We start from the raw sequence: 25,386 nt of genomic DNA, 5'->3' as shown, positions 1-25,386 counted from the left end.
TCCTGACTGCCCACGGCTGCCATAAGGCGTGCACTGTCATTCGCCAAGCATCGCCGGCTTGATCCTCAGCCGCGCGATCCGATTCTTGTCGCGTTTCATGACGACGAAGCGCTTGCCGTGAAACGTAAAGGCCTGCTTTTCGTCCGGAATCGACTGCGCCTCGTGGATGACAAGGCCGGCAATGGTGGTGGCTTCCTCGTCCGGCAGGTTCCAGTCGAGCGCCCGGTTGAGGTCGCGGATCGACACCGTGCCGTCGACGACGACGGAGCCGTCGGCTTCCTGCTTGACGCCCTGGATGTCGATGTCGTGCTCGTCGGCGATCTCGCCGACGATCTCCTCGATGATGTCCTCCAGCGTCACCAGTCCCTCGACCTCGCCATATTCGTCGACGACGATGGCGAAATGCGCCTTGCGGCGCAGGAAGGCGTTGAGCTGCTCCTGCAGCGTCGTGGTGTCGGGCACGAACCACGGCCGCGACGCGATCTTCATCACGTCGATCCTGGAGAAATCATTGCCGACCTCGTTCAGCGCGCGCAGCAGGTCCTTCGCGTGCAGCACGCCGACGATGTTGTCGAGCGAGCCCTTCCACAGCGGCATGCGGGTATGCGGGCTCTGCAGGATCTCGCGCACCACCGCTTCCGGCGGGTCGTCGGCGTTGACCGAGCGCATATTGGTGCGGTGGACCATCACGTCCGACACTTCGAGCTCCTCAAGGTCGAACAGGCCGCCAATGCGGGCACGATCCTCGCGCACCACCTGGCCGTCGCGGCGGAAATCGTCGACGGCGCCACGCAATTCCTCATGCGTCGAGCGCTGCGGCTCGATACGCTGCAACTCGTAGCCGAAGGCGGCGAACAGGTGCCGACGCAAGACGAAGCCCAGCAGGCCGAGGCCGGCAAGCGCAGCAGCCGCGATCCAGCCGGCCTGGCTCATCCCGGATGGTTCTCCCCGAGGAACGCCAGCACTTCCGAGGCCGGCACATCCCTGGCGATGAAGGCCTGACCGATGCCGCGCGTCAGGATGAAGGTCAGCGCGCCGCGCGACACCTTTTTGTCCTGGGTGATGAAGGAGAACAGCTTTTCGGCGTCAGGCAATTCGCCTGGAATGTCGGCCATGCACCACGGCAGGCCGACGACGCGAAGGTGCGCCTCGACGCGCGCCGCATCGTCGGGGCTCGCCAAATTGAGCCTTGAAGAAAAACGGTGCGCCAGCGCCATGCCGATGGCAACGCCCTCGCCATGCACCAGCCGCGTGCCGTCATAGCCGGTCGCCGCCTCGAGCGCGTGACCGAAGGTGTGGCCGAGATTGAGCAGCGCACGGTCGCCGGTCTCGAATTCGTCGCGTGCAACGACGTCGGCCTTGGCGCGACAGGCCTCGGCAATCGCTTTTGCCCGCTCCGGCCCGCCGGCAAACACGCGAGACCAGTTTTCCTCCAGCCAGGCGAAGAACTCCGGCCGGTCGATCAGCCCGTATTTGGCCAGTTCGGCATAGCCGGCGCGAAACTCGCGGATCGGCAGCGTGTCGAGCACTTCGGTGTCGGCCAGTACCAGCCTCGGCTGGTGAAACACCCCGACCAGGTTCTTGCCGCGCTTGCTGTTGATGCCGGTCTTGCCGCCGACGGAGGAATCGACCTGCGCCAGCAGCGAGGTCGGGATTTGCACGAAGTTCATGCCGCGCCGCGCGATGCCGGCGGCAAAGCCGGCGAGGTCGCCGATGACGCCGCCGCCGAGCGCGACGACGACATCGCCACGCTCCAGCTTGGCGGCCAGCACGCCGTCGACCACCTCTTCCAGGTGCGCAAAGCTCTTGGTCTTTTCGCCGGGCGGCAGCGTGATGACTGCATGTTGGATGCCACCGCTTGCCAGGCCGGCCGCAAGCGTTGCGAGATGCGCGCTAGCGACGTTTTCGTCGGTGACGACCGCCGCCCTTGTGCCCGGCAGACGGCGCGCAATTTCGGCGCCGGCGCGTGACAGCAGGCCGGGGCCGATCAAAATGTCGTAGGTACGCTCGCCAAGCCCGACTTCGACAGAGACCGTTGCATCAGCGCTCACGACCGCACCTCGTCGATGTCGGCAACGCCGAGATGGCCGCGCAGCGCGTCCACCACTTCGGCGGCAATGATCTCCTTGCGGTCGTCGCGGGTCGGCACGATGACATCGGCCGCGGCGTAAACCGGGTAGCGTTCCGCCATCAGCCGCTCCAGCACCCCCCGGGGATCGGCGCTTTTCAGCAGCGGCCGGTTCTGCTTCTTGGAAACGCGCTCCATCAACAGGTCGATCTCGGCCTTCAGCCAGACCGAAACGCCATGGCTGGCGATCGCCTCGCGCGTCTGCGCATTCATGAAGGCGCCGCCGCCGGTCGACAGCACCTGGGGCCCGTGCTCCAGCACGCGCAGGATGACGCGCTGCTCCAGTGCCCGGAACTCCGCCTCGCCATAGCGCTCGAACAGGTCCGGGACGCTCATGCGCGAAACACTTTCGATCTCCTGGTCGCTGTCGATAAAGGGTAGCGCCAGCATCGCCGCCACCTTGCGGCCGATCGCCGTCTTGCCGGCGCCCATCAGCCCGACAAAGACGATGGAACGGTCGCCCAGCCGGCCGAGCAGCGCGGCATGGCTCTCGCCCGGAGGGTTTGCTGGTAACGCGTTCATGTTTCTAGGGCCTCTTTGCCGGCGTATCGACATCAAAAGCCTGTTTGCGTCAAGCGCGGCGCGCCCGGGACCTGTTATCGGCTTCACCCTTGAATTGGTGGGATTGGCGTCTCATAAGGGCACAGGGTTGGAAATGCAGAACAAGACGACGGGCGAAAATTAATGCCGACACTGTTTCGCTTTGTCGTGACGCTCGTGATTCTGGCCGGCATTGTCTACGGCGCGATGTTCGCCCTGGTCATGTTCGTCGAGCCGAGAAAGGCGGAAATGAGCGTGCGTATCCCTCCGGAAAAGCTCAATCCCAAAAAATGAACAGCGCCGCCCGCATCGAAGCCTTTCTCGAGATGATGAGCGCCGAGCGCGGCGCTGCCGAAAACACGCTTTCCTCCTATCGCCGCGACCTCGAGGACGCTTCCGCCGGGATCGGCGGCGGGCTCGCCGCTGCCACCAGCACCGACATCCGTGCCTATCTCGACGACATCGCCGCGCGCGGCTTTGCCGCCACCTCGCAGGCGCGCAAATTGTCGGCAATCCGTCAGTTCTTCAAGTTCCTCTACGCCGAAGGCCTGCGCGGCGACGATCCGACCGGCACGCTGGACAGCCCGAAGAAAGGCCGGCCGCTGCCGAAGACGATGAGCGAGGCCGATACCGGCCGGCTGCTCGACCGCGCCACGCAGGAGGCGATCGACCCCTCGCTCAACGACGACGACAGCCTGGCGGCGCTGCGCCTGCACGCACTGGTCGAGGTCCTCTACGCCACCGGCCTGCGGGTTTCGGAGTTGGTCAGCCTGCCGGTGACGGTGGCGCAGCGCGACGACCGCTTCTTCATGGTGCGCGGCAAGGGCAACAAGGAACGCATGGTGCCGCTGTCGGCCAAGGCGCGCACGGCGATGCGGACCTGGCTTGCCGCACGGGCGGCGGTGCCGGCTCTTGCCGACAGCCCGTTCCTGTTTCCGGCCGCCTCCGAAAACGGCTATCTCTCGAGACAGGTCTTTGCCCGCGAGCTGAAAGGGCTTGCCGCGCGAGCCGGCATTGCCGCGGCGAAGATATCGCCGCATGTGCTGCGCCATGCTTTCGCCAGCCATCTGCTGCAGAACGGCGCCGATCTCAGGGCCGTGCAGCAGCTGCTCGGCCATGCCGATATTTCAACGACGCAGATCTACACCCATGTACTGGAGGAGCGGCTGGTGCGTCTGGTCAACGATCATCATCCGCTTGCCGACTAGGCGTCATGTCGCTATGTGAGAACGACGTTCCACCGCGCCCAGCCTGCATTTTCGGGCTTGCGTCAGTCATTGCCTTCCGACCTGCCGGTTCGCCCAAGAATGTACAATTACCTCGATTTCGAAAAGCCTGTGCAGGATCTCGAAGGCAAGATCCTCGAGCTGAAGAAGCTTGCCGAGAACGGTGAGGCGGTCGACGTCGGCGATGAGATCGCCCGTCTCGAGAAGCGCTCACGCGATGCGCTGCGCGACGCCTATAAGGCGCTAACGCCATGGCAGAAGGTGCAGGTGGCGCGCCATCCGGACAGGCCGCATTGCATCGACTACATCAAGGGCCTGCTTACCGATTTCACGCCGCTCGCCGGCGACCGCAATTTCGGCGAGGACCAGGCGATCGTCGGCGGCTTCGCCCGCTTCCGTGGCGAGCCGGTGGCGATCATCGGCCAGGAAAAAGGTTCCGACACGGCAAGCCGGCTGAAGCATAATTTCGGCTCGGTGCGGCCGGAGGGCTACCGCAAGGCGGTACGGCTGATGGAACTCGCCGACCGCTTCCAAATCCCGCTGCTGACGCTGGTCGACACTGCCGGCGCCTATCCCGGCGTCAACGCCGAAGAGCGCGGCCAGGCGGAAGCCATCGCCCGCTCGACCTCAGCCTGCCTTGGCCTGAAGGTGCCGTCGATCTCGGTGGTGATCGGCGAAGGCGGCTCCGGCGGCGCCATAGCGATCGCCACCGCCAACCGCGTCTACATGCTCGAACACGCCATCTATTCGGTGATCTCGCCGGAGGGCGCCGCCTCGATCCTGTGGCGCGACACCACCCGGTCCAGGGATGCTGCGACCAACATGAAGATCACGGCGCAGGATCTGCTGGAGCTGAAGATCATCGACGCCATCGTCGCCGAACCGCTCGGCGGTGCCCATCGCGCCCCCGAAACGGTGATTGCCGCCACCGGCGACCTCATCGCCAGGACGATGAAGGAATTTTCCGGCGCCAACACCGACTTCCGCGAGCATCGCCGCGAGAAATACCTGGCGATGGGCCGCAATCTGTAGCCAACGCAGGTGCGCGGCCTGAAATGTGACGGCGTGGAGCAATTTCGCCACAAAAATGCCGCCGCGTTCGTCACAGTGAGCTTGCCGTAGGGGACGCGCCAATTTCGTTTGGGGCAAGAGGGCTGCTTGGCGCAAGGTCGCTTGCGGTAAGGAATTTTCAAGGTTAACGGGCTTAAGGTCCGTCAGTGGTCAGTTTAGCAGCCGCGGCATCCGCGGCGCAGAGATGAAGACGATAGCCATATCCATGTTTGCCAAGCTTGCCCGCACCGGAGTTCTGATCGCTGCGATCGGCGTCGCCGGCTGCAATGATGCTTCGATGAAGGATTTTGCACCGCAGGCCAACAAGCCGCTGCCGGACAAGATCCTGGCCGAGATGAGGGCCAAGGGCATGGTCCGCACCTCTTCGGTGATGGCCCGCATCTTCAAGGAAGAAGGCAAGCTCGAAATCTGGAAGGCCAAGACCAACGGCCGCTACGACCTGGTCGCCAGCTACGACATCTGCAAATGGTCGGGCAAGCTCGGGCCGAAGTTCACCGAAGGCGACCGCCAAGCGCCGGAAGGCTTTTACACGGTCCGCCCGGCGCAGATGAACCCGCGGTCGAATTATCACCTGTCCTTCAACATCGGCTACCCGAACGCCTATGACCGCGCCAATGGCCGCACTGGTTCCAACCTGATGGTCCATGGCGCCTGCTCGTCGTCGGGCTGCTATTCGATGACCGACGCGCAGATCGAGCAGATCTACGCTTTCGGTCGTGACGCCTTCCAGGGCGGCCAGACCGAGTTCCAGATCCAGGCTTTTCCGTTCCGCATGACTGCAGCCAACATGGCGCGCTACCGCAACGACCCGAACTACGAATTCTGGAAGATGCTGAAGGTCGGCTACGACAATTTCGAAGTCACCAAGGTGCCGCCGAAAGTCGACGTCTGCGAGAAGCGCTACGTCTTCAACCAGGTTGCGGCCGACGGCTCGACCTTTAATCCGACCGGCGCTTGCCCTGCGACCACCCAGCCCGATTCACTGAGGAGCGCCATCAACGCCTATCAAAGCACCTATGAGGCGGCCTTCAACGGCGCCGTCAAGGCCAGCGTGCCGGCACCCAAGCCGACCATCGCCGGGATCAAGGAAGCCAGCATCGTTTCCGACTGGTCGAAACGGCGTGCCCGCGGCGAACGCGTGCCGATCGAGCCGCCGTCGCTCAACCCAGACGGCACGGTGACCGAGACGGCGCGCATGGGCCGCGTCGATTCGCCGGCCGGCCGCAAGATGGCGGCACTCGACGCCGAAAAGGCCGCCAAGCAGAAGGCCGAGGAACAAAGGCTAGCCGCCATTGAAGCGGCCAAGGCCGCCAAAGAGGCAGCCAAGGCGCAGGCGCTGGCCGAGAAGGAAGCGGCCAAGGCGCAGGCACTGGCTGAAAAGGAAGCTGCCAAGACCGCCGCCGAGATGCCTGTCGCCACCGCCACTGTAGCGCCATCGGAGGCCGCCCCGGCAGTCGAAACGCAGGCTGCGGACGCCGAAAGCACGGCGACAAGGTTGAAGAAAAAGCTGCTCGGCATGTTTGGCGGCTGAGCTTCATGCTTGAACAAGAAGATGGGGGCCAAGGAGACAGGCCCTCAACCAGCCCCGCCGCCGTCTACGACCTCAAAGGTCTGAACTGCCCGTTGCCCGCGCTCAAGGCCAAAAAGCGCTTGGCCGCAATGCCGCCGGGTAGCCGCCTCTGGCTCGAAACCACCGACCCCCTCGCCGTCATCGACATCCCCGCCTTCTGCGCCGAGAGCGGCCATCGGCTGATCGAAACGGCGGCAATATCGGGCGGCCACCGCTTCCTGGTCGAGCGCGGCGGCGGCCGAGCCTGGACTTAGCTCGTTCTGCTGACGGTGCGCTGCCCCTCATCTGCCTGCCGGCATCTTCTCCCCGTATAGTGACGGGGAGAAGGGGCTGGCCGCAACTTTGGCGCTCTTTCTGCGGCGCTGGAGATTGGCGAAATCGTCGACGAGAGCGTCCTTCTTGAGAAGATGCCGGCAGGCAGATGAGGGGCAGCGCGGCGTTCGACTTAAAACTGATGAAAGCCTCTACCGCCCGGCAATAGCCAGCGGGTTGCTTTCCAGTGCCGCGCGGTCCGGCGTGTCGATCGACGGCCGGTTGGTGAAGGCGGCGAACAGCCGGCGGATATAGTCTTCCGGCATGTCGAGCGTGATCAGCACCAGCCTGGTGCCGCGCTGGCTGTCCGGCCAGGCCGGCAGTTGCACCGGCGGATGCAGGATCTTCTGCACGCCATGGATAACCAGCGGCCGCGACGGGTCTTCTGCAAGCTCGATGACGCCCTTCATCCGCAACAGGCGCTCGCCATGCGCCGAGCGCAGCAGATCGAGGAACATCTCGATTGCCGAAAACGGCACCGGCCCGTCATGAACCAGCGAATACGCGCGGATGCGGGAATCGTGCCTGTGGCCATGGTCATGGTGACCGTGGTCGGCATGACCATGACCGCTGTGGTCATGGCTGCCAACATCATGGTCGTGGCCGGCTTCTTCGCCGAGCCAACGCTGCACATCGACGGATTTGGTGGCCGGATTGTAGAGGCCGCAATCGAACAGGGTCGCGGCGCTTGCCTGGCTCGCGTCGAGCACCACGGCACCCGGGTTGAGCTGCCTGAGCCGCGCCCGCAACGCCTCCGCGTCGCCTGCATCCGTGGCCAGGTCGGCCTTGCTGAGCACGATGCGATCGGCGACGGCCACCTGCTTCACCGCCTCGACATGGGCATCGAGCGTCGCATTGCCGTTGACGGCGTCGACCAGGGTGATGACGCCGTCGAGCCGGAAGGCCTGGACCAGGGCCGGGTGCGCCATGATCGACTGCAGCACAGGGGCGGGATCGGCGAGCCCGGTGGTCTCGACGACAACGCGGGCAAGCCGGTCGATGCGGCCGGTCTGCAGCCGGTCGACGAGGTCGGCCAACGTGTCGACCAGCTCGCCGCGCACCGTGCAACAGAGGCAGCCGTCGGAAAGCTGGATGATGCCATCGGACGCCTGCTCGACCAGAAGATGGTCGATCGCCACTTCGCCGAACTCGTTGATGATGACGGCGGTGTCGGCGAGCGCGGGATTCCGGAGCAGCCGGTTGAGCAGCGTCGTCTTGCCGGCGCCGAGAAAGCCGGTGAGCACCGAAACGGGGATCGGGAAGCCGGCCATACGGCTAGTTCAGCGCCTTGGCCGGCCGTTGGACCTGCGCGGCGGTGGTGGACCCGGCCACGGCCGGCTCGGCGCCGGCCGGCGGCGCCCGATCCGGCCGCCATGTCGGCAGCGGCACGTCGGCATATTCCTGCCCGGAGGCGTCGAGCATCGCCTTCGGCTTCGGCCCCGTCGCGCCGCCGAGGCCGACGGCGATCAGCGTCGGTACATGGTCGAGCTTTTCCTGATAGGGCGATTTCGGCACATCCTTGCCCTTGTCGCCGACGGCGGGTGCGGCTTCCGACTGCTCCTCGACCGGCTTCTTCTTGCAGATCTCGTCGTTCATGTCGTTGGCCGACATGGTGTCGCCATAGGCAGGCAGCGCCGCCACCGTCAGCCAACTCGGCGCCGGGGTTGCAAAGCCCTGGTCGAGCAGTTTTGCCGCCGCCTCGGCGCGGGTGACGGCCGATTGCTCGCCGAGCACCACGGCGACCAGGGTGCGGCCGTTGCGGGTCGCCGAGCCGATCATATTGAAACCGGACGAGCAGACGAAACCGGTCTTCATGCCGTCGGCACCCGGATAGCGGCCGATCAGGAGGTTGTAGTTGGAGATCGCCTTCTTGCCGACGGCAAGGCCTTCGATCGAGAACCAGGGGGCATATTGCGGAAATTCCTTGCGGATCGCCATCACCAGCAAAGCGAGATCGCGCGCTGTCGTATACTGGTCCGGCGAATAGAGCCCGTTCGGATTGACGAAATGGGACCCGCTCATGCCGAGCCTCCGCGCCTCCGCATTCATGCGTTCGGCAAAGGCCGCTTGCGAACCGCCGATATTCTCGCCGACCGCCATGGCGATATCGTTGGCCGATTTGACCAGCATCATCTTCAGCGCATTGTCCAGCCGCATCACCGAACCCGGCTTGAAGCCCATCTTGCTCGGCGGCTCGCCGGCGGAATGTTTCGTCACCTTGATCGGCGAATCGAGCTGGACCTCGCCCGCGGCAATCGCACGAAACGCCACATAGGCGGTCATCAGCTTGGTCAGCGATGCCGGGTACCAGCGCCTGAACGCCTCCTGATGCTGCAGGATCTTGCCGCTGTTCAGGTCGAACAGGATGGTCGGATTGGCCAAGGCAGGCCCGGCCAGCGCCGCAAGCACCACCGCGCCCGCCACCAACAGTTTGAGGAAATGCCTATAGCGCATCATGAAAACCGAAATAGCCTCTTGCCGCAGTCGCCCCTGGCTCCGTAAGATTTCGTTACACGATCGCCAGGATAATGGTCCGGCTCTCTGTTCCCGGACCACAGTCGCGGTGCTATTTACTCTATGTGACGTCAACATGGCAAAGTGCTGCCGATCACAATGTGGAAGCAGCAGCACAATGCAAAGCAGCGTGCATGGTTGCAGGGCAGCAGGCACAATTGCACAGCAGCAGGTCAAGACCGCCTGCTCCAACAGCGAAATGGAACCATCATGCCGATCCTGAACCGAGCCGCCGAAATGCAGGATGAGGTGGCCGGCTGGCGCCGCCATTTGCATCAGACGCCGGAGCTGAATTTCGACGTCTTCAAGACCGCCGCCTTCGTCACCGAGAAGCTGAAGGCTTTCGGCTGCGACGACATCGTGACGGGTTTGGGCAAGACCGGCGTCGTCGGCATCATCCGCGGCCGCCACGGCGAAGGCTCGACGATCGGCCTGCGCGCCGACATGGACGCCCTGCCGCTCAACGAGATCAGCGGCAAATCCTATGCCTCGACCGTCCCGGGCAAGATGCACGCTTGCGGTCATGACGGCCACACCGCGATGCTTTTGGGTGCCGCCAAATACCTCGCCGAAACACGCAATTTCGCCGGCTCCGTCGCGGTTATCTTCCAGCCGGCCGAAGAGGGCGGCGGCGGCGGCAACGAGATGGTCAAGGACGGCATGATGGAGCGCTTCGGCATCTCCAAGGTGTTCGGCATGCACAACATGCCGGGCCTGCCGGTCGGCCAGTTCGCCATCAGGCCGGGTCCGATCATGGCGGCGACCGCCGAATTCACCATCACCGTCAAGGGCCGGGGCGGCCACGCGGCGATGCCGCACGGCACCATCGATCCGATCGTCATCACCAGCCAGCTTGTCGGCGCATTGCAGACGATCGTCTCGCGCAGCACCGATCCGGTCGAGGCGGTGGTCGTCTCGGTGACGAAATTCCATGCCGGCGACGCCTATAACATCATTCCCGAGAGCGCCGAGATCGCCGGCACCGTACGCACGCTGAAGAAGGAGGTCGCCAAGAAGGCTGAAGAGCGCATCCGCGCGCTTTGCCAAGGCGTGGGCGCTGCCTTCGGCGCGACAATCGAGGTTGATTACAATGCCAACTACCCCGTCACCTTCAACCATCCGGAAGAGACGGTCTTTGCCAGCGACATCGCGGCCGACGTCGCCGGCGACAGCCATGTGCACCGCGCCATCCAGCCGGTGATGGGCGGCGAGGATTTCTCCTACATGCTGGAAGCGCGGCCGGGCGCCTTCATCTTCATCGGCAATGGCGATACCGCCGGCCTGCACAACCCGGCCTACGACTTCAACGACGAGGTCATCCCGCACGGCATGAGCTATTGGGTGAAGCTGGCGGAGACGGCGCTGGCGGCGTAGCCGTTCGGCATCGGCGGTGCGGCGACCGCCGCACCTCTGGGCGGTAAAATCGGGCAGGACATGTTCTGCTGGTCACTTCCGGCCGGACGACTTCCGGGCAAGGCCGAAGGCAATGCCCAGAGCAATACCTATACCAATGCCCGCAACAATGTTGTCCAACACGACGCCGATGGCCACGCCGATCACGACGCCGAGTGTGAGGTGTTTGGCATCCATTATGCCCGGTCATGTAGCGTGGAAGGGAAGAGCCGCAACCGCTACGGTCCGCTCTTCGGATCCTCGACCTCCAGCGCCTCCATAACCGGCGCCAGCTCATTGTCGTCGGCAGCCTGCGGCTCTTCGCCTGTCCTTGCCTTCTTCAGGGCTGCCTCGATCGCCTCCTGGATGTTGCCGAGCTCGTCTTCGCGAACCTCGTGGCCGTAGCCGGCAGCATCGGCATCCTGCTCGAATTGCTGCGCCAGGACGGCGACGCTCACCTCGCTCTCGGCCGGCAGATTGCCGACATTCTCCTGCAGCCAGGTTTCAAAGAACTCTTTTGTGGCGCTCATGCGGTGTCTCCTTCGGGACACTAAAGCGCGCCGGCATCCCGAAAGTTCCGCTATCTTAACCGTCTTTGCACCGCTCGCCATGTCGGCTACGCAGGAACCCGCCGCTTCAACCAATCGACCATTAGCGTGGTGACTTCGCCCGGCTTCTCCTGCTGTGACCAATGCCCACAGCCGGCGACCACATGTTTTTCGAGATCGGCGATGTGGGCGTCCATTCCATCCATCATCGCTGGAGATAACACGACGTCGTCCTCAGCGCCGATCATGAGCGAAGGCACTTTTATCGTCTGGTCGACATTCAAGCCGGCTCTCCAATTGCGGGACAAGTTGCGGTACCAGTTGATGCCCGGCGTGAAACCGGTGCGCCCGAAGCTCTCGGCATAGAAAGCAAGCTCGTCTGGCGTCAGGATCAGCTCGCCGGGCAGCGTCTTCGGCTCCGGCTGCGAGAGCGCCTGTAGGAATGTCATGTGTCGGGCCTGCGGCGGCAGCTTGGCGTATTGCGCGGCGGTGATAATACCCTTGCGCATATTGCTCCTGAACACCCGCGCCACGTCGTGCGCCATCAAACGGTCCGCGAGATCACCATCTTCGAACATCAGCACATACATGTCGGGATTGTAGACTTCGCGCATCTGCGCGATCGGGTCTTTTGCCGGGTTGGCAACGAACGGCTTGTCCGGGGCGGTCAGCCCCTTGGTGAGGCTCGGATGCAGCCACAGCATTTCATGGGGAATGAATGGCGTGTTGACACCGATGACGCCAGTGACCCGGCTCTGATGCAAAAGCGGCATCTGCCATGCGACCAGGCCGCCCCAGTCATGGCCCGCGAACACGGCCTTTTCGACGCCGAGAGCATCGAGGAGACCGACGAGATCGCCGGTCAGGTGGACCATGTCATAATCCTCGACCTTGGACGGCCGGTCGGTCAGACCATATCCGCGCTGGTCGGGAACAATGACGTGGTAGCCGGCGGCCGCGAGCGGCGCGATCTGGTGACGCCAGGAAAAGGCGAGTTCGGGAAAGCCGTGCAGCAAAACAACCGCCGGTCCCTTGCCGGCTTCATAAACAGCCATATCGATGCCGTTGGAGCGAACGTATCGGACCGGCGGCATGGCCGGCGACGCGCCAAAGACCGGCAGGCAAGGCGCAAGAAGACTGCCGGCGGTGCCGAGAAGCACCGCCCTGCGGGAAAGGGTGATCATGGCAGAAGTTTCCTTAGCTGCTCGAATTCTGATCGAATGACGGCCGGGCAGGCCGAGACGTCTCGGCCGGCGCGGATCAGCACGAGAATGCCTTGGTAGAGAAGCAGAAGCCTGACGACGTGGAGATCGACCTGCCCTCCACCGATCTGGCGCTCCACGACCTGCCGGATGGCGGCTTCCAGCACGGCGAAGCCTTCCGCGAGACCTTCCGAGGCGACCGACGGTTGCGCACCGAACTCGACAGCAGCGTTCGTTAACAAACAGCCGAGGTCGCCGGATTCCGGGGCGGGCAGCAACAACGACAGGAACAACTGTTCCAAACCATCCAGATCGCTTGCTTCGCCGATGTAGGTCTCGATACGGTGTCGGATGACGGCATCGATATAGTGGCCGAAGGCCGCCCGATAGAGACCTTCCTTGTCGCCAAAGGCATTGTAGATCGAGCCAGACGTCAGGCCGGTGGCATCGCTCAGATCCTTGATCGAAATTCCCGCGAAACCGGCCCGTCGAAACGCGTTCATCGCGTCCCCCAGCACAGTGGCTTCGTCAAATAGTCGCGGTCTGGTCATGGAGCAACCCAATGTAAAATGATCATTCTAGAATGAGCATTTTACATCGCCAGTCAAGCGACTCTTTTTGCAAAGACAGCTCGATGGGCACACAGGCACGCCAACGATGCCAGGTTGCATCGCGATCTCCCGGAGCTTGGCCCCTCTGTGAGATTAAAAACCAGGCGGCGTTGGCGCCGCCTGGCCCGGCTGCTTACTGGCTGGCAGCAGTCGTCGGTTCGCACGACACGTTCGGGTTCATGTCGGCGAACGCGCCGGTCGGGTTGCCCTTCCAGGCCCAGACATGCAGCTCGTAAAACGGGCCGAGGCCATAGCGGTTGGGCGCGCTGTTGAAGTTGAACAGATGCCCATCGAGCGAGGCCGGGCCTTTCGAGGTGATGTATTCGACCGCGATCAGTTTTAGCGTGCCGTCGGCCATCGGCTCGTACATCACCGCTTCGGGCTTGGCGACATCGACAGCGTCGTCCTTGAGGTAGCCGGGATTGACGTAGTGGATGCCCATGGCGCCGCCGGTGATGCCGCTGGCGCAGGGGATCGGCGCATAGCCCTCGGCGGTCGCCGCCGCCACATTCTCGAAGCGGCTGTTGGCGGCGCGTACCTTGTCGGCCAGCGGATTGGGACCGGACGCGGGCGCTGCCTGATGCGCCTGCGCCAATGCAGTGCAGGCCGACAGCAGCGCCGCGGCAGCGAGGAATTTGTTGCGAAAGTTGATTGTCATAGTCATTCCATTCTTCTTGAAAAGCACAGCCCGGGCGGCCGCCGGAAGTAAGGAGGTCCGGCAGGTGGGCGCTGTGGCTGTTGTTGCTGGGAGATCCCTGTCCCGATGCGACAAATGCAGGGGAAGATCATCCCTTCGGCAGATACGGGATGGTTCCGGCCAGATCGGAGTTGTCGATCAGCTGGAAACGGCTGTCGCTGCCGCCCTGACGGGCCGAAACAAAGGGTGCGTAGGCGGGATCGTCGGTGAAGGCGCGCGCCGCGGCCTCGGTCGGGAACGCCATCAAGGCAATCAGCGTCGTGTCGAGCGGCTTGCCTTCGAGCGTCTTCACATTGCCGCTGCGCGACAGATATCTGCCGCCGTGCTTGTGAACGAGGTCGTGGACCGACGCGGCATAGGCCGGCATCCACTTCGGGTCCCTCACCTTGATGTCTGCGATAACGTAAGCGGTCATGGGTCATGTCTCCTGGTCGTGCACAGGGGTATCCCGTGCAGCGGCAGAGGGGTCGCATGGCAAGGCCGGCGCCAGCCAGTCCGCGATCTGTACTGGTGCGGCGAATTCGAAATTCGCATTCACTTTGGAGCAACGCAGCGAGCGAATTTCGGATTCAAAAGCCACACCAGCAAGTGCTTGGATTTCCAGTGTGGTTTTGGATTTGAAGTTCCTAACGCTGATGCCACCCAGAAAGCAGGAACTTCAAATCCACCACACTTGGCCGGTACAGTTTCTGTACTCGCCGCACCGCTGGGAAAGGCCTATGCTCCCGGCTGAGTTTGAGGGGAAGGCAACATCATGACCCAGGCCGGATACAAGCAGTTCTGCCCGTTATCGATGGCCGCGGAGGTGCTGTGCACCCGCTGGACCATGGTTCTGCTTCGCGAATTGGTGGCGGGCTCGACCCGTTTCAACGATCTGCGCCGCGGCGTCCCCAAAATGTCGCCGACCCTTCTGTCGCAACGGCTCAAGGAGCTCGAGCTGGCCGGGATCGTCGAGCGCAAGGAGGTGCGCGGCGAGAAAGGCATCTTCGAATACCGGATGACCGAGGCAGGCAGGGATCTGCGGTCCGTCGTCGAGGCGATGGGCTTTTGGGGGCAGAAATGGGTCGAGTCGCGGCTGTCGCTGAAGAACCTCGATCCGTCGCTGCTGATGTGGGACATGCGGCGCAATCTAAACGCGTCGCCGCTGCCCGACGGGCGCACGGTGATACAATTTCTGTACCAGGAGCTCCCCGCCTCCAAACGGTCGTGGTGGCTGATCGTCGAGAAGCACGGCGAGGTCGACCTCTGCTGGTACGATCCGGGGTTCGATGTCGATCTCTACGTCTCGACCGACCTGCACACCATGACCGAAATCTGGATGGGGCTGATCACCGTCGAGAAGGCCGGGCCGAAAGTCATTCTGACGGGCGATCAGGATATCGCCCGCAAAATGCAGACTTGGCTGGGCCTGAGCCCGTTCGCTGTCGAACCCAAGCGAGCAGCCTAGCTGCCTCTTGGCGAAACGATCCGAAGCGGTTATGTGTCGGGCGCGATGGTCCCGTAGCTCAGTAGGATAGAGCGGCAGATTCCTAATCTGTAGGTCACAGGTTCGATTCCTGTCGGGATCACCAAGTTTTTCAAGCGCTTAGCCAACAAGCCGCCGTACTTTTTGGTAAATTAGTACGGCAATTAGTACGGCGAATTTCGCATGAACTTCGGCTTCAGCGGCTCAATCCAACCGAGTTGTGGATTTCCATGATTCTGGAATTGAGTAGATTGTTGGGACGGGCGGCCACCGATGTCGCTTCAGGTGGCGATTTGAGGTGGGGTCTGTCGAGACGCAATGCCGCGCCTCGGCAGGCATTGATTTTACGATGTTTTTTCTAGTCTAGGAGCCCACAGCGATTTGTATCACAGTTTGTATCTCAGTCCGTATCGCACGAGGCTGACCTAGCCACCTGGTAAAATGGCACGTCTTACGAGGCCTGAGCCGTAATCAATGTTGTCGTGCCAGCGCTACATACGGTCCCTTGCACGACAGCCATGGAGCCGAGAGCGGACTGGCAGCTCATAGGTGTGGATCACGGAAAAGTTCGCATTCGACGATTAAGAGCTGGATGACTGCTACCGCCCCCCATTTCCGACATTGATGGATGGGACGCGCGTCCCATAAGCAGCCAACGTCAGTGCCGAGGCTGCAAGGTCAAAGGGTGGCTTTCAGTAGGCCGGCTGTGGCTGCCCTCGAAAAATGCGGTACTGCAAGAACGAAATTTGTTGCCGAGGACCTGATCTGCAGCGCCATACTCTCACAGGGTCCTCAGCTCCTCGTCGGCAATCGCGGCTTGGATCGATCGACAGATCTTTCAGCGAACCTACAAATTTGAAGGGGCGCTTACCGGCGCAACCTGATCGCCACGCTTCAGGAACGCGAGGTTGACCGTGCCGGTGGGGAACTGGCGGCGAAAAAGGCACTGCCGTTCCGAGCTGCCGCCGAGGGCGAAACCGTGACCGGCACCTTCACCGGGGCCGCGCAGCTATCCAGTGGCAAGTTCGCCATCGTCGAGAAGTCCCACGAGTTCACGCTTGTCCCGTGGCGGCCAGTCATCGACCGCCAGCTCGGCCGCGAGGTCAGTGGCATCGTGCAGGGCGGATCGGTGTCCTGGCAGTTGGGGCGGCAGCGGGGATTGGGGCTTTCGCCCTCAAACCCCTTGACCGACTTCACTGAGCACCCGTCGCAGCCATTGATGCCCTGGGTCGGCGTCGTGGCGCGCATGCCAAGTCTGCACCACTCGAAATGAAGGAATATCCAATGGCGGCGGAAAAAGTCGGAGCGGTAGCCGCCCTGCCAACGGTGCGAAGAGACGACGGGGTTCCGTTGCCACGAGCTCGGAGGCATCGACCAGCATCGGTGCCATCAAGAAGTGGCCGACCGTCACGACGACATTCCTCTTCAATCCTTTCTCGGTGAGCACAGCATCGACATAGCCGCTCGGATTGCCCTTCATCGAAACCTGAAGATGGCGCAGCGAGAGATAGCGGTCGAGGTCGAGACTATCGGCCAGATCGGTGTGATCGCCGCGGCCAGCGCAGATGAAGTCCTCTTCGTATAGCAGTTCTTCTCGCATATGGGTCGGCGGCTGGGGGAAGTTGCCGGCGATGAGTTCGACTGCGCCGTCGTCCAGCATCGGCAAACCGACGCTGCGGCTCGTGTTGCGGACCACCAGAGAAACGCCTGGTGCTTCGCGGCCGAGCCGTGCAGTCAGACGCGGTAGCAGCACGAAAGCGGCATAATCGGAGAGACCGACCACGAATTGCCGAGTGCTTTCGGTCGGATCGAACGAGCGCCCGCCGAGCAGGACGCCTTCAACCTGTTCGAGGATCGACCGAACACTCGGCGCAATGTCCTGCGCCAGTGGCGTCGGCGTCATGCCGCGCGGGGATCGGACAAACAGCGGGTCTCCGAACAGAGCCCGAAGGCGATTGAGCGAATGGCTGACCGCCGGCTGGGTCAGCCCAATCCGCTCGGCCGCGCGCGTGGCGTGCCCTTCGGCAACGAGGGCGTCGAAGACGACCAGCAGATTGAGATCGACGTTAGCGATATGAATCTTCTTCATCACGGCGATGCTAATAATGAATTGAATTTATCGCAATCGCCGATGCAAGGTCTGACCTGAAATAAAGCGGGGGCGGGCAGAGTTAGAGAACATGAGTGTCAGGTCCCACCACCGCAGCAACGGGAAGAGTAAGTTCTCGCCGACGCTTTATTGAGGCTGCCTTCATCGCAGCAAGTTCTTTCGCCATCAGTCGGAGCGGGCAAGCCATGGCCTCGGAAACTCATGAGGATCGATTTTCACGCGGCCTGGAGACGCTCCGCCGGATCGGCGGGGAGAATTTCGATGGACCGATCAATGCTCTGGCGGAGACCTCCGCCGATTTGTCGCGCTTCACCGTCGAATATCCCTATGGCGATGTGTTGTCCCGCCCGGGGCTGGATCTCCCGCTAAGGCAGCTCTGCACCGTCTCGATGCTGCTGGCCGACGGAAGCGCCCAGCCGCAATTGAAGTTTCATATCGCCGGCTTTCTCAATGCCGGCGGCACCCCCGAAGCGATCGTCGAACTGCTCTTCGTCTCGGTCGCGGTCCTGGGCTTCCCTGCAACCGTCAATGCCGTCGGCATCGTCCGGTCGGTATTCGCCGAACGCGAGCTGGCATTTCAGCCCATCAAGCCCGCGACGGGTTACGGAGCGGGACGCGGATGGGCCGGACGCGAGATGCTGGAGCGGCTCGTAGCGGGCGACGCGCAGGGCTATTTTGACCGCTTCGCCGGCATCGCGCCCGACCTCGCGCAGCTTTCGATCGATTTCGGGTTCGGGGAGGCGCTGGCTCGGGACGGCCTCGATCACAAGGCCAAGCTGCTCGCGATCACGATTTGGCTTTCCCGGTCCCGATCGACATAGGTCCGCGACCTTCGACCCACCATGAAGCATCGAATTTTCGACAGCGAATGTATAGCGCTTATCCGGCGCGCATGTCGCTCTGTTCGAGCCTTTGAACACCGGCGCTGACCACCGGTTCGGATGGAAAAGATGCAGGAGGGGGCGTCGGCGTGCTCCTGCGGAAAGCCGCACCCCCTCATGCAAACGCAGCCTCCCCGCGTGGGGAGCGCTTGCCTGCGCTACGGCGGCGGCTTTCCATGCGAGCCGCTTCAAAAATGATGCTGCGAAACGGCTCCGGCTTTATCCGACGAACGCCTCACGCATCCGAGCGAACATGCCTGGCTGTCTCCCGGCAATCGCCGCACGGATGTGACGGGCGGCCGTTACGGCGCTCACCGTCGCGCCGAAATGACAATAGCAGATGATCTCATGCAATTGCCTGTCGGTCAGTTCGAAGAACCGCTTCGCTTCGCCGTAGTTGTCGTTTTCCAACCCGGCGGCGCGGAGGACAGGATCCTCGAAAGCGACTGAGATCGGCGAGCCGTCGCCGCGCATGGCCCCGCGTGATCTAACCGGCTGATACTCGGTCTGGTGTAGCGTCGAGAGTCGCCGGTCAGGGTTCCGTTCAAGGAGCTCCGCCCAGCGTTCAAGACGCTCGCTGCGCGACATGGCCTGGCGCGGGTAGGCCTGATCGATCTCGGCGACGATCTGCAGTTGCTCGATCGTCTGGTATTTCATTTTGGCCTCCTATTCGGACGATAGTTGGTCCACCCATATCCTTCTTATGCCTGCAGCCAGCGTGACTCCAACCGATCGTGAAGTCCAATCACGATGATGCTGGGAGGGCTTCCCCCCACGAAAATGCGGAGGCTTCGCAAAGATCGGCCATTAATTTGGCGAACGCGGTCAAATGCGCGGCTGTTCGACGATGTCGGTCTGGAGTCCGTGCCGATCGAGGTGATCGACGGGCAGAGTCTGTGCTGGAGTAGCCCGGCTCCATCGCTGGCCGGGCAGCGGGATCAAGCGAGTGGCAGTTTAGCTTCGAAACCGCCGAAGGCCGGGCTGATGCGAGTTCTCCGCCCGGTCGTTGGGCCCTTGTGGCTCCAGTGTACGACTTCCGGCATGACCTGGCGCCTGGCTACTCCGTAGGATCGCAGTTTGTCCGTGTCGAAACCATTATCGAAGTTACCCGGCCCGATGGCGGAGTGTTGCGGATTGCGCGATCCAAGGACCGGTCCGTCCAACAACCAACAAGTTGCGCGGAAGCCATCTCAAAAAGGTCCAGGCTGTGCGTCGTCAGGATGGTAGCCGAACCAGCGAAACAGCCAATCAGGTGTCCCTTCCTTCGACCTTTAGAGACTGAGCAGTCAGCTGCCGCCAAGCGAGAATGACGATCGCTCTCACTGCTGCGGCGCTGGTATCGGTGTGCCGCCAAACCAACCCGCCGCATACGCAATCACGACCAATACCACGATCACGGCTACCACGCCGTACCAGAGGCGCCTGTCCTTGAGATCCATCGTTACCTCCTGCCCGCTACGTGTTGGCCACTGGGCGAATTCCTTGAGCCTTTAGCCGTCATTTCCCAGATGAGCGACCCATTTGCCGTCTGGCAGGCACACAGTAGGCTGGATAAGGGGTCTTTGAGAAGCGCGCAATACGACCGCGCCGGCATGATCGCCAGCGGCTGCGACCGGCGGCGGCAGGCGTGCTCGACGAGTGGCGTTGCGGCATGGATGTCAAAAGATCGGCGATGCCATCCAGCGCCTGTGTGATCGATGCGGCGCGCGTTATCCTGATCTTCCAGCACGGCTCCGCGCAGCCGCACCCCTCATTAGACCGTTTCGAGACGGCTGAACCGAACCGGGATGAGTTTGCGAGTCTTCAGTTGCCCTGCCGCATCCTTGTCGATGACCGTCAGAAACTGTGCATTTTCAGATCCCAAAGGCAGAACCAAGCGTCCTCCCGGCTTGAGTTGCTTCAGTAAAGCCGGCGGTGTCCGCTCAGCCGCCACCGTGACCAGGACCTTGTCGAATGGGGCGTGCTCAGGCCAGCCGCGAGACCCGTCTCCGACACGAATGCCGACATTGGAGAAGCCGAGACCCTGCAGGAGAGCCTCGGCATGGCTTGCGAATTCCTCGATGATTTCGACGCTCCAAACTTGCCCGGCAAGGTCCGCGAGGATTGCGGTTTGGTAGCCTAGGCCGGTGCCGATCTCGAGCACTACCTCGTGCGGTTGCGGCGCAAGGAGATCGGTCATGAGAGCAACGATGAAGGGCTGCGAGACGGTTTTATCAAAGCCGATCGGCAGCGGCATGTCTTGGTAGGCATAAGGCGCAACTGATGCTGGCACGAAGAGATGCCGCGGTATCCGCCTCATCGCCGCCAATACCCGCTCATCGAGCGCCGCCTTGCCAAGTTCTTCGCTTGCAAGATCGGTGTGAATTGCAATCATCTCGACCATGTGCCTGCGTAGAACCGCGAGATGCTCTTCGTTCATCGGCTTCATGACGGTGGGGCGCTCCTCAACCAGTCTGCTGCCTCATAACCTTATACCCTGTTCGTCTTGTCACAGTAACCATGTCGTCGAGAACGCGGCTTCGGTTGGGGCGGGTTGTACCGCCCTGCTATTTCGTCGCCGTCCTTGGTGCTCTCCCGTTCCTCGCACCGGGGTGGAACGGCGTGCGCATCAGAAGCTCGCCAGCCAGGCGACAACATCGATATAGCGGATCGCCAGCCAATTGAGCACCAATAGGCCGAAGGCCAAAACGACGCCGAACCCTGCGCTGTCGTTCACCGGCTCCATCCCGTGCTGATCGTGCGTGATCTGGCGATTGACGATGGCCGAACCTGGGCGAGCCAGCAGCGCGATTCGCGCTGCAGGCCGGCCATACGATAATCAGCGTTAGCCCGCGTGGCGCTGCTGAGAAGAACCGGAATTTCGTGATGGCTTGCCGCCGCCATTGGCGCGGCACTGGGGGACTGGCTGTCCTTCTGGATCGGCAAACGGCTTGGAAAGCGGGTTTCGCACTATTGGCCCCTCCCCTGTTCTTCGAGCGGTGGGGGGTCGCCGGCGCTTCTTCGGTCCCTTGCGTGCATCCGTACCCATGGTGGCGGGCATCTGCGCGATGCCCGCTCTGACGTTTCAGTTTGCCAATATCGCTTCGGCTCGCCGGAGTTCGTAGCCGACGTTGCACGGTTTTTCGACGTCACGAGAGGACACGTCTTGCTCGCCGGTCCCAAGACGATCGCGAGCGTTCCGGATTTTGCTCGCGCGGATCGGGAACTTGTCGTCGTTCGCTCCAGTATGGATCCCGAGGACACGCTCAAGCGCTTTGCCGGCCGTGTCGTCTTCATCGGCGGCGGTCCACCGGTCTGGGACGCCTACGCGCGCTTCGTCAGCCACTGGGATGTCACGCGGCTGCCCTATGACGGGCCGGCGGACCGCTGGTTCGATGCAAGATGGCTTACGGGGTGGCGAAGTTGCCAGAAATCACCGCGACCAATGAAGGCTCGGCTCGTATCGATCTGGGATTATTTAGACCACCTCGCGACCCAAGTTCCAGACCGCATTTTATGCAACTTTACATCGAACACAGAACCGACAGCGGTGCAGCTTGCAATTATTTCGCCGAACGGCGTCACACGGTGATGGTCGTGCAGCACCAGCCCGCGCACAAAACGATCGCGGACTCCTTCCTGCAACTGGTGCAATCCCCGAAAGTCCTGCGGAACCGTTTGCGGAGGCCTTCACCTCGATACCGACGACCCGACCGCGTCGATCCTCGATCACGACGCCGACCTCGTCCTGATCCTTGGTCCGGTAGTGTGAGAAAGACACCCGTCGCTCTGACCACCATGCGAGCTTCAGGAATTCCGACACCACGAACCTCTCGAGCAAAGCACCGAACCGCGATCGGTCCTACGTTCTTCGTCTACGGCCGCTCACAAGATTGTCAACAATCTGATAAAGTTTTGTTGACAGGTGATTGATTTGAGCCTTCACTCACAAAAATCCGCGTATCGGTCGAGTTCTGTCGCGACAATGCGCGGCCTCCAAAGGGGAAAGAACAATGATCAACAGACGTTCAATAATCACATCCGCGGCGCGCGGCGCCGTCTCCGCGCTGGCAATCATGGCCGGCGGCACAATAGCGGTGCACGCCGCCAACAAGGAACTCAAGATCGGCTTTGTCGGCGTGACGAGTGGCGCGGCCGCTGCGTGGGGCACATCCAACGTCCGCTCGATGCAGACGCGCGCCGCCTGGATCAACGAAACCGGCGGTGTGAAGATTGGTGACGAGACCTATGACGTCAAAATCGTCACCTTCGACGACCAGAAGGACCCGAAGCGGGCGATCGCCGGCATGGAGAAGATGGCCCAGGAGGGCATCCACTATGTCGTCGGTCCGAATGTCGACGACGGCGCGGCGGCGGTGCGTCCCGTGGCAGAATCCAAGGGCATCATCTATTTTCCCTACGCATTCCCGAAGGAACTCTACACCCCGCCGGCATCCAACGCCGTGCTCGGCATGATCGCCAACTACCAGTCGGCTCCGGCGATCTACAAATATCTCATGGAAAACAGGGGCGTGAAAAAAGTTGCCTTTGTCGCTGCCAACGAATCCGATCCGCTGAGCCAGCGGGATGGCGGTGTTGCCGCGGCAAAGGCGCTCGGGCTCGAGGTTGTGGCTGCCACGGATGTCTACCAAAACGATACCCGCGATTTCACGCCGGTACTGACGCCGATCGTTTTGCAAAAACCGGACCTACTGGTGCTTTCGGGCGTCGCGCCGGGCAATGCGCCGCTGCTGATCCGCGCCGCGCGCGAGCTCGGCTACGAAGGCCTGATCTCCACCGAAACGGCGCAGGATGCCAAGGTGTTGGAAGAGGGCGCGGGCGAGTTGGCCAACGGCTTCATCTCGGTCGGCGGCGCATCGACGCCCGAAATCGCGTCCGACACGATGAAGGAGTTCGTCGAACGCTATACGAAAATGTTCGGCGAATACAATGACGAGTCCAACACCAAGGTCTACGCGCTCGAATACATCATCGAGACGCTGAAGGCGAACCCGGCCGCGATCGACAATGTCGAGGAGTTCAAGAAGACGATCGACACTTTCTCGGCGCCCAATCCCTATCTGAAGGACGATGCCAAGCTGACCTATGTCGGAATGACGTCATTTGGCCAGAAGCGCCAGCTTTCGGTCCCGATGGTGGTCACGGAATACCGCGACGGCAAGTTCGAGACGCTCTTCGTCGCTCAAGTCGATTGACGCAACTGCACTGAAGCGGATTGCCGCAGAGACTCGAGCATTCGTCTTCAGCCTCTGAACGGCCGGAACCATCCTGATGGAACAAGTCATCGCCAACGGGCTTTATCTTGGCGCGCAATACGCGTTGATCGCGCTCGGTCTGACCCTGATCTTCGCGCTAATGAACGTGCTTAACTTTGCCCATGGGCAGATGTACGTTCTCGGCGGCTTCGTCACCTACACCGTCTATGGCCAGCTCGGCATGCCTTTCGTCGTCGCGCTCGTCGCGTCCGGGGTCACGCTGCTGGTCATTGGAGCGCTTGTCGAGAAATTCCTTTTCAGGACGGTGATTAAGCGAAGCGTGCGGGAGGAAAGTACGATGCTTCTCGCGGCGGCGGTCGCATTCTTCCTCGACGCCGTGATCCTCCTCCTGTTCGGCGAAAAGCAGCGCGGCGTGCCGAAGATCGTCAAAGGCGTCTTCGTCTCCGACAGCCTCATAATGCCTTACGACCGGCTGCTGGTCGGCGCACTCGCCATACTGTTCATCGCCTCCTTCGTGCTTTTCATGCAGTACAGCAAGCCGGGACGCGCCATGCGGGCGCTGGCGCAGGACCGGGTCGCGGCGCAGCTGATGGGCGTCGAGGTCGACCGCTATTCGATGATCGGCTTTGCGCTCAGCGCCATGCTTGCCGGCATAGTCGGGGGGCTGCTGGTCGCCATCACCGGCGTCAATTCGGGCATCGGCGGGCCGATCTCGATCAAGGCGTTCTTGATGGTGATGATCGGCGGGGCCGGCGTGGTCAGCGGAGCGATCGCCGGCGGCTTCATCCTCGGCATGATGGAATCGGTCGGCCTGACGGTCCTACGCCAATATGGCGACGTCACTTATCTCGTCATCTTCGCCGCGCTGATGGTGTTCCTGAGCATCCGCCCGAACGGACTCATGGGCAAGCCGTGGGGATGATGGACATGAAGCGTACACGCAACATCCTCGTCGTCGCTGTCTTCCTGCTGGTCGTACTCGTCGGCGTGCCCTGGCTGATCGAGGCGACCGGTCGGCTCGACCTCTACTACACGCTGACCTCGGTCGCGCTGCTCAGCATCGCCAGCGCCGGGGTGTGGGTGACTTTCTACATCGGCCGCATCAATATCGGCCAGGGCGCCTTCGCGCTTATGGGCGGCTATGTTTCGGCCATTCTTGTCGTCCAGTACGGTGTGTCGTTCTGGCTGACACTGCCGCTGGCTGGGCTATTCTGCGCCGCTGCAAGCGTGCTGATCGGACTGCCCATCCTCAGGCTTCGCGGCGTCTATTTCGCCATGGTCACGCTGGTTTTGACCGAAGTGGCGCGGCTGCTCGCGCTGGCGCTGCCGATCACCAACGGAGCCAAGGGCATGGTCAGCATTCCGCTCCCCGGCGGCATCTCAATCTTCGGGCTGACCATCCTTCCAGATTTCGCGACGCTCGCCAATCCGCGTCCCGCCTTCTATCTGGTGTCGGTTGTGCTGATGGCGCTGTGCTTTGCGGCGCTCTATCGCCTAGTCCATTCGCGCATTGGCAAACTCTGCCAGTCGTTGCAGCAGAACGAGGAACTGGCCTCCTCGATCGGCGTCAACATCGCCTATCTGCGCGTTATCGCCTACGCCTTCTCCTCATTCCTCGGCGGTCTCGGCGGTGCGATGTTCGTCGCCATCTCGCAGTCGATCTATCCGTCGAGCTTCACCGTCACCGACTCGGTGAACTTCATGCTGAACTGCTTCCTCGGCGGGCTCGGCCACGTCTTCGGGCCGATGATCGGCACCTTCGTGCTCTATTTCGGCTGGGATTTCCTGTTCGAGACCGGCGAGTTCCAGTTGCTGATCTTCTCTTCGGTGCTGATCGCGCTGATGCTGTTCCTTCCCAACGGCCTGCTCAGCCTCAGGCTGTTCGGCAAGAAGCAGGGCTAGG

The 25,386-nt window shown here is 62.3% G+C and carries 26 protein-coding genes, 1 tRNA gene and 3 pseudogenes; 14 read left to right on the top strand and 16 right to left on the bottom strand.

Translation table 11 applies throughout. The features are described from left to right. Positions 1-36: 36 nt before the first annotated feature. Genes NKH89_RS21745 through NKH89_RS21735 form a run of 3 tightly spaced genes read right to left on the bottom strand, consistent with a single transcriptional unit; the run spans position 37 to position 2,650 of the window. The gene (locus NKH89_RS21745) at positions 37-933 is read right to left on the bottom strand and encodes an HlyC/CorC family transporter (protein WP_023721135.1); all 897 of its coding nucleotides are present in this window, start codon (positions 931-933) and stop codon (positions 37-39) included. After that, on the bottom strand, positions 930-2,051 hold the full coding sequence (gene aroB, locus NKH89_RS21740; RefSeq protein ID WP_352483487.1) for a 3-dehydroquinate synthase: 1,122 nt from the start codon (positions 2,049-2,051) through the stop codon (positions 930-932). Before aroB ends, NKH89_RS21745 begins: the two co-directional genes overlap by 4 nt. Then, complete coding sequence (locus NKH89_RS21735) at positions 2,048-2,650, bottom strand: shikimate kinase (protein ID WP_352483486.1); 603 nt, start codon at positions 2,648-2,650, stop codon at positions 2,048-2,050. Before NKH89_RS21735 ends, aroB begins: the two co-directional genes overlap by 4 nt. A gap of 162 nt (positions 2,651-2,812) precedes the next feature. Between NKH89_RS21735 and NKH89_RS21730 the strand changes: the two genes are divergently transcribed. The 5 genes from NKH89_RS21730 (at position 2,813) to NKH89_RS21710 (ending at position 6,789) form a co-directional block, all read left to right on the top strand. After that, positions 2,813-2,962, top strand: coding sequence for a hypothetical protein (locus NKH89_RS21730; RefSeq protein ID WP_023721139.1), 150 nt, complete (start codon positions 2,813-2,815; stop codon positions 2,960-2,962). After that, the gene (locus tag NKH89_RS21725) at positions 2,959-3,876 is read left to right on the top strand and encodes a site-specific tyrosine recombinase XerD (RefSeq protein WP_352495633.1); all 918 of its coding nucleotides are present in this window, start codon (positions 2,959-2,961) and stop codon (positions 3,874-3,876) included. Before NKH89_RS21730 ends, NKH89_RS21725 begins: the two co-directional genes overlap by 4 nt. 99 nt (positions 3,877-3,975) lie before the next feature. After that, positions 3,976-4,926 (top strand): acetyl-CoA carboxylase carboxyltransferase subunit alpha, encoded by a 951-nt coding sequence (locus NKH89_RS21720; protein WP_023721141.1) that lies wholly within the window; start codon positions 3,976-3,978, stop codon positions 4,924-4,926. Between the two features lie 244 nt (positions 4,927-5,170). Further along, complete coding sequence (locus NKH89_RS21715; RefSeq protein WP_352909973.1) at positions 5,171-6,496, top strand: L,D-transpeptidase family protein; 1,326 nt, start codon at positions 5,171-5,173, stop codon at positions 6,494-6,496. Between the two features lie 5 nt (positions 6,497-6,501). After that, positions 6,502-6,789, top strand: coding sequence for a sulfurtransferase TusA family protein (locus NKH89_RS21710; RefSeq protein WP_352483484.1), 288 nt, complete (start codon positions 6,502-6,504; stop codon positions 6,787-6,789). Between the two features lie 210 nt (positions 6,790-6,999). On the opposite strand, the gene NKH89_RS21705 is transcribed toward NKH89_RS21710, so the two are convergent. Next, positions 7,000-8,118: a CobW family GTP-binding protein gene (locus NKH89_RS21705; RefSeq protein WP_352909885.1), complete on the bottom strand. Its 1,119-nt coding sequence runs from the start codon at positions 8,116-8,118 to the stop codon at positions 7,000-7,002. 4 nt (positions 8,119-8,122) lie between these two features. Continuing rightward, positions 8,123-9,301 (bottom strand): D-alanyl-D-alanine carboxypeptidase family protein, encoded by a 1,179-nt coding sequence (locus NKH89_RS21700; RefSeq protein ID WP_352548874.1) that lies wholly within the window; start codon positions 9,299-9,301, stop codon positions 8,123-8,125. 270 nt (positions 9,302-9,571) lie between these two features. Between NKH89_RS21700 and NKH89_RS21695 the strand changes: the two genes are divergently transcribed. Then, the gene (locus NKH89_RS21695; RefSeq protein WP_352789577.1) at positions 9,572-10,735 is read left to right on the top strand and encodes a M20 aminoacylase family protein; all 1,164 of its coding nucleotides are present in this window, start codon (positions 9,572-9,574) and stop codon (positions 10,733-10,735) included. A 72-nt stretch (positions 10,736-10,807) separates the two neighbouring features. On the opposite strand, the gene NKH89_RS21690 is transcribed toward NKH89_RS21695, so the two are convergent. The 6 genes from NKH89_RS21690 to NKH89_RS21665 form a co-directional block, all read right to left on the bottom strand. Continuing rightward, complete coding sequence (locus tag NKH89_RS21690) at positions 10,808-10,951, bottom strand: glycine zipper domain-containing protein (protein ID WP_198023575.1); 144 nt, start codon at positions 10,949-10,951, stop codon at positions 10,808-10,810. 41 nt (positions 10,952-10,992) lie between these two features. Next, entirely contained in the window at positions 10,993-11,283 is a 291-nt protein-coding gene (locus NKH89_RS21685; RefSeq protein ID WP_023722345.1) for a DUF768 domain-containing protein, read from the bottom strand. 86 nt (positions 11,284-11,369) lie between these two features. Beyond that, positions 11,370-12,395: an alpha/beta fold hydrolase gene (locus NKH89_RS21680; protein WP_352483560.1), complete on the bottom strand. Its 1,026-nt coding sequence runs from the start codon at positions 12,393-12,395 to the stop codon at positions 11,370-11,372. 86 nt (positions 12,396-12,481) lie between these two features. Further along, positions 12,482-13,006 (bottom strand): TetR/AcrR family transcriptional regulator, encoded by a 525-nt coding sequence (locus tag NKH89_RS21675; protein ID WP_051409761.1) that lies wholly within the window; start codon positions 13,004-13,006, stop codon positions 12,482-12,484. Between the two features lie 241 nt (positions 13,007-13,247). Then, positions 13,248-13,772 carry a hypothetical protein gene (locus tag NKH89_RS21670; RefSeq protein ID WP_502896926.1) on the bottom strand — a complete coding sequence of 175 codons (525 nt, stop codon included), beginning with the start codon at positions 13,770-13,772 and terminating at the stop codon, positions 13,248-13,250. Between the two features lie 127 nt (positions 13,773-13,899). Further along, entirely contained in the window at positions 13,900-14,226 is a 327-nt protein-coding gene (locus NKH89_RS21665) for a DUF1330 domain-containing protein (protein ID WP_023677873.1), read from the bottom strand. A gap of 339 nt (positions 14,227-14,565) precedes the next feature. Here NKH89_RS21665 and NKH89_RS21660 point away from each other — a divergent pair, with 339 nt between their 5' ends. The 3 genes and pseudogenes from NKH89_RS21660 to NKH89_RS21650 all read left to right on the top strand — a co-directional run. Then, positions 14,566-15,258, top strand: coding sequence for a winged helix-turn-helix transcriptional regulator (locus NKH89_RS21660; protein WP_023722341.1), 693 nt, complete (start codon positions 14,566-14,568; stop codon positions 15,256-15,258). A 47-nt stretch (positions 15,259-15,305) separates the two neighbouring features. Beyond that, positions 15,306-15,382 (top strand) — tRNA-Arg (locus tag NKH89_RS21655). A 762-nt stretch (positions 15,383-16,144) separates the two neighbouring features. Continuing rightward, a pseudogene (locus tag NKH89_RS21650) lies at positions 16,145-16,438 on the top strand (DUF3363 domain-containing protein); the annotation flags it as partial. Positions 16,439-16,450: 12 nt separating this feature from the next. On the opposite strand, the gene NKH89_RS21645 reads toward NKH89_RS21650, so the two are convergent. Then, positions 16,451-17,365 (bottom strand): LysR family transcriptional regulator, encoded by a 915-nt coding sequence (locus NKH89_RS21645; RefSeq protein ID WP_023722340.1) that lies wholly within the window; start codon positions 17,363-17,365, stop codon positions 16,451-16,453. Between the two features lie 320 nt (positions 17,366-17,685). On the opposite strand from NKH89_RS21645, the gene NKH89_RS21640 reads away from it, so the two are divergent. Then, positions 17,686-18,207, top strand: coding sequence for a carboxymuconolactone decarboxylase family protein (locus tag NKH89_RS21640; RefSeq protein WP_352909882.1), 522 nt, complete (start codon positions 17,686-17,688; stop codon positions 18,205-18,207). A 279-nt stretch (positions 18,208-18,486) separates the two neighbouring features. On the opposite strand, the gene NKH89_RS21635 is transcribed toward NKH89_RS21640, so the two are convergent. The 3 genes and pseudogenes from NKH89_RS21635 to NKH89_RS21625 form a co-directional block, all read right to left on the bottom strand. Beyond that, positions 18,487-18,924: a hypothetical protein gene (locus NKH89_RS21635; RefSeq protein WP_352909879.1), complete on the bottom strand. Its 438-nt coding sequence runs from the start codon at positions 18,922-18,924 to the stop codon at positions 18,487-18,489. A gap of 303 nt (positions 18,925-19,227) precedes the next feature. Continuing rightward, positions 19,228-19,352, bottom strand: a pseudogene (locus NKH89_RS21630) (IS6 family transposase); the annotation flags it as partial. A gap of 668 nt (positions 19,353-20,020) precedes the next feature. Further along, positions 20,021-20,695, bottom strand: coding sequence for a protein-L-isoaspartate(D-aspartate) O-methyltransferase (locus tag NKH89_RS21625; protein ID WP_023722337.1), 675 nt, complete (start codon positions 20,693-20,695; stop codon positions 20,021-20,023). 663 nt (positions 20,696-21,358) lie between these two features. Here NKH89_RS21625 and NKH89_RS21620 point away from each other — a divergent pair. Continuing rightward, a pseudogene (locus tag NKH89_RS21620) lies at positions 21,359-21,658 on the top strand (diacylglycerol kinase); the annotation flags it as partial. A gap of 102 nt (positions 21,659-21,760) precedes the next feature. Here the strand turns inward: NKH89_RS21620 and NKH89_RS21615 are convergent. After that, positions 21,761-22,069 (bottom strand): DUF4143 domain-containing protein, encoded by a 309-nt coding sequence (locus tag NKH89_RS21615; protein WP_352909875.1) that lies wholly within the window; start codon positions 22,067-22,069, stop codon positions 21,761-21,763. Between the two features lie 190 nt (positions 22,070-22,259). Here NKH89_RS21615 and NKH89_RS21610 point away from each other — a divergent pair, with 190 nt between their 5' ends. The 3 genes from NKH89_RS21610 to NKH89_RS21600 all read left to right on the top strand — a co-directional run bounded on the left by NKH89_RS21610 (position 22,260) and on the right by NKH89_RS21600 (position 25,385). After that, the gene (locus NKH89_RS21610) at positions 22,260-23,462 is read left to right on the top strand and encodes an ABC transporter substrate-binding protein (protein WP_031195079.1); all 1,203 of its coding nucleotides are present in this window, start codon (positions 22,260-22,262) and stop codon (positions 23,460-23,462) included. A gap of 76 nt (positions 23,463-23,538) precedes the next feature. Then, on the top strand, positions 23,539-24,405 hold the full coding sequence (locus NKH89_RS21605; protein WP_352909873.1) for a branched-chain amino acid ABC transporter permease: 867 nt from the start codon (positions 23,539-23,541) through the stop codon (positions 24,403-24,405). A 5-nt stretch (positions 24,406-24,410) separates the two neighbouring features. After that, positions 24,411-25,385 (top strand): branched-chain amino acid ABC transporter permease, encoded by a 975-nt coding sequence (locus NKH89_RS21600; protein ID WP_352791664.1) that lies wholly within the window; start codon positions 24,411-24,413, stop codon positions 25,383-25,385. Position 25,386 lies beyond the last annotated feature (1 nt).

It is taken from the genome of Mesorhizobium sp. M0923 (assembly GCF_040319365.1).
GTDB lineage: Bacteria > Pseudomonadota > Alphaproteobacteria > Rhizobiales > Rhizobiaceae > Mesorhizobium.
This window is presented reverse-complemented; position numbering and strand designations above follow the sequence as displayed.

What these genes read in the sequence shown, in the direction of transcription:
- NKH89_RS21690 (WP_198023575.1), bottom strand. Translation starts at nt 10,951, where the DNA reads ATGGATGCCAAACACCTCACACTCGGCGTCGTGATCGGCGTGGCCATC.
- NKH89_RS21735 (WP_352483486.1), bottom strand. Translation starts at nt 2,650, where the DNA reads ATGAACGCGTTACCAGCAAACCCTCCGGGCGAGAGCCATGCCGCGCTG.
- NKH89_RS21610 (WP_031195079.1), top strand. Translation starts at nt 22,260, where the DNA reads ATGATCAACAGACGTTCAATAATCACATCCGCGGCGCGCGGCGCCGTC.
- NKH89_RS21695 (WP_352789577.1), top strand. Translation starts at nt 9,572, where the DNA reads ATGCCGATCCTGAACCGAGCCGCCGAAATGCAGGATGAGGTGGCCGGC.
- NKH89_RS21665 (WP_023677873.1), bottom strand. Translation starts at nt 14,226, where the DNA reads ATGACCGCTTACGTTATCGCAGACATCAAGGTGAGGGACCCGAAGTGG.
- NKH89_RS21745 (WP_023721135.1), bottom strand. Translation starts at nt 933, where the DNA reads ATGAGCCAGGCCGGCTGGATCGCGGCTGCTGCGCTTGCCGGCCTCGGC.
- NKH89_RS21635 (WP_352909879.1), bottom strand. Translation starts at nt 18,924, where the DNA reads ATGAAATACCAGACGATCGAGCAACTGCAGATCGTCGCCGAGATCGAT.
- NKH89_RS21710 (WP_352483484.1), top strand. Translation starts at nt 6,502, where the DNA reads ATGCTTGAACAAGAAGATGGGGGCCAAGGAGACAGGCCCTCAACCAGC.
- NKH89_RS21670 (WP_502896926.1), bottom strand. Translation starts at nt 13,772, where the DNA reads ATGACAATCAACTTTCGCAACAAATTCCTCGCTGCCGCGGCGCTGCTG.
- NKH89_RS21715 (WP_352909973.1), top strand. Translation starts at nt 5,171, where the DNA reads ATGTTTGCCAAGCTTGCCCGCACCGGAGTTCTGATCGCTGCGATCGGC.
- NKH89_RS21675 (WP_051409761.1), bottom strand. Translation starts at nt 13,006, where the DNA reads ATGAACGCGTTTCGACGGGCCGGTTTCGCGGGAATTTCGATCAAGGAT.
- NKH89_RS21730 (WP_023721139.1), top strand. Translation starts at nt 2,813, where the DNA reads ATGCCGACACTGTTTCGCTTTGTCGTGACGCTCGTGATTCTGGCCGGC.
- NKH89_RS21645 (WP_023722340.1), bottom strand. Translation starts at nt 17,365, where the DNA reads ATGAAGAAGATTCATATCGCTAACGTCGATCTCAATCTGCTGGTCGTC.
- NKH89_RS21600 (WP_352791664.1), top strand. Translation starts at nt 24,411, where the DNA reads ATGAAGCGTACACGCAACATCCTCGTCGTCGCTGTCTTCCTGCTGGTC.
- NKH89_RS21720 (WP_023721141.1), top strand. Translation starts at nt 3,976, where the DNA reads ATGTACAATTACCTCGATTTCGAAAAGCCTGTGCAGGATCTCGAAGGC.
- NKH89_RS21660 (WP_023722341.1), top strand. Translation starts at nt 14,566, where the DNA reads ATGACCCAGGCCGGATACAAGCAGTTCTGCCCGTTATCGATGGCCGCG.
- NKH89_RS21705 (WP_352909885.1), bottom strand. Translation starts at nt 8,118, where the DNA reads ATGGCCGGCTTCCCGATCCCCGTTTCGGTGCTCACCGGCTTTCTCGGC.
- NKH89_RS21685 (WP_023722345.1), bottom strand. Translation starts at nt 11,283, where the DNA reads ATGAGCGCCACAAAAGAGTTCTTTGAAACCTGGCTGCAGGAGAATGTC.
- NKH89_RS21725 (WP_352495633.1), top strand. Translation starts at nt 2,959, where the DNA reads ATGAACAGCGCCGCCCGCATCGAAGCCTTTCTCGAGATGATGAGCGCC.
- NKH89_RS21700 (WP_352548874.1), bottom strand. Translation starts at nt 9,301, where the DNA reads ATGCGCTATAGGCATTTCCTCAAACTGTTGGTGGCGGGCGCGGTGGTG.
- NKH89_RS21625 (WP_023722337.1), bottom strand. Translation starts at nt 20,695, where the DNA reads ATGAAGCCGATGAACGAAGAGCATCTCGCGGTTCTACGCAGGCACATG.
- NKH89_RS21605 (WP_352909873.1), top strand. Translation starts at nt 23,539, where the DNA reads ATGGAACAAGTCATCGCCAACGGGCTTTATCTTGGCGCGCAATACGCG.
- NKH89_RS21680 (WP_352483560.1), bottom strand. Translation starts at nt 12,395, where the DNA reads ATGCCGCCGGTCCGATACGTTCGCTCCAACGGCATCGATATGGCTGTT.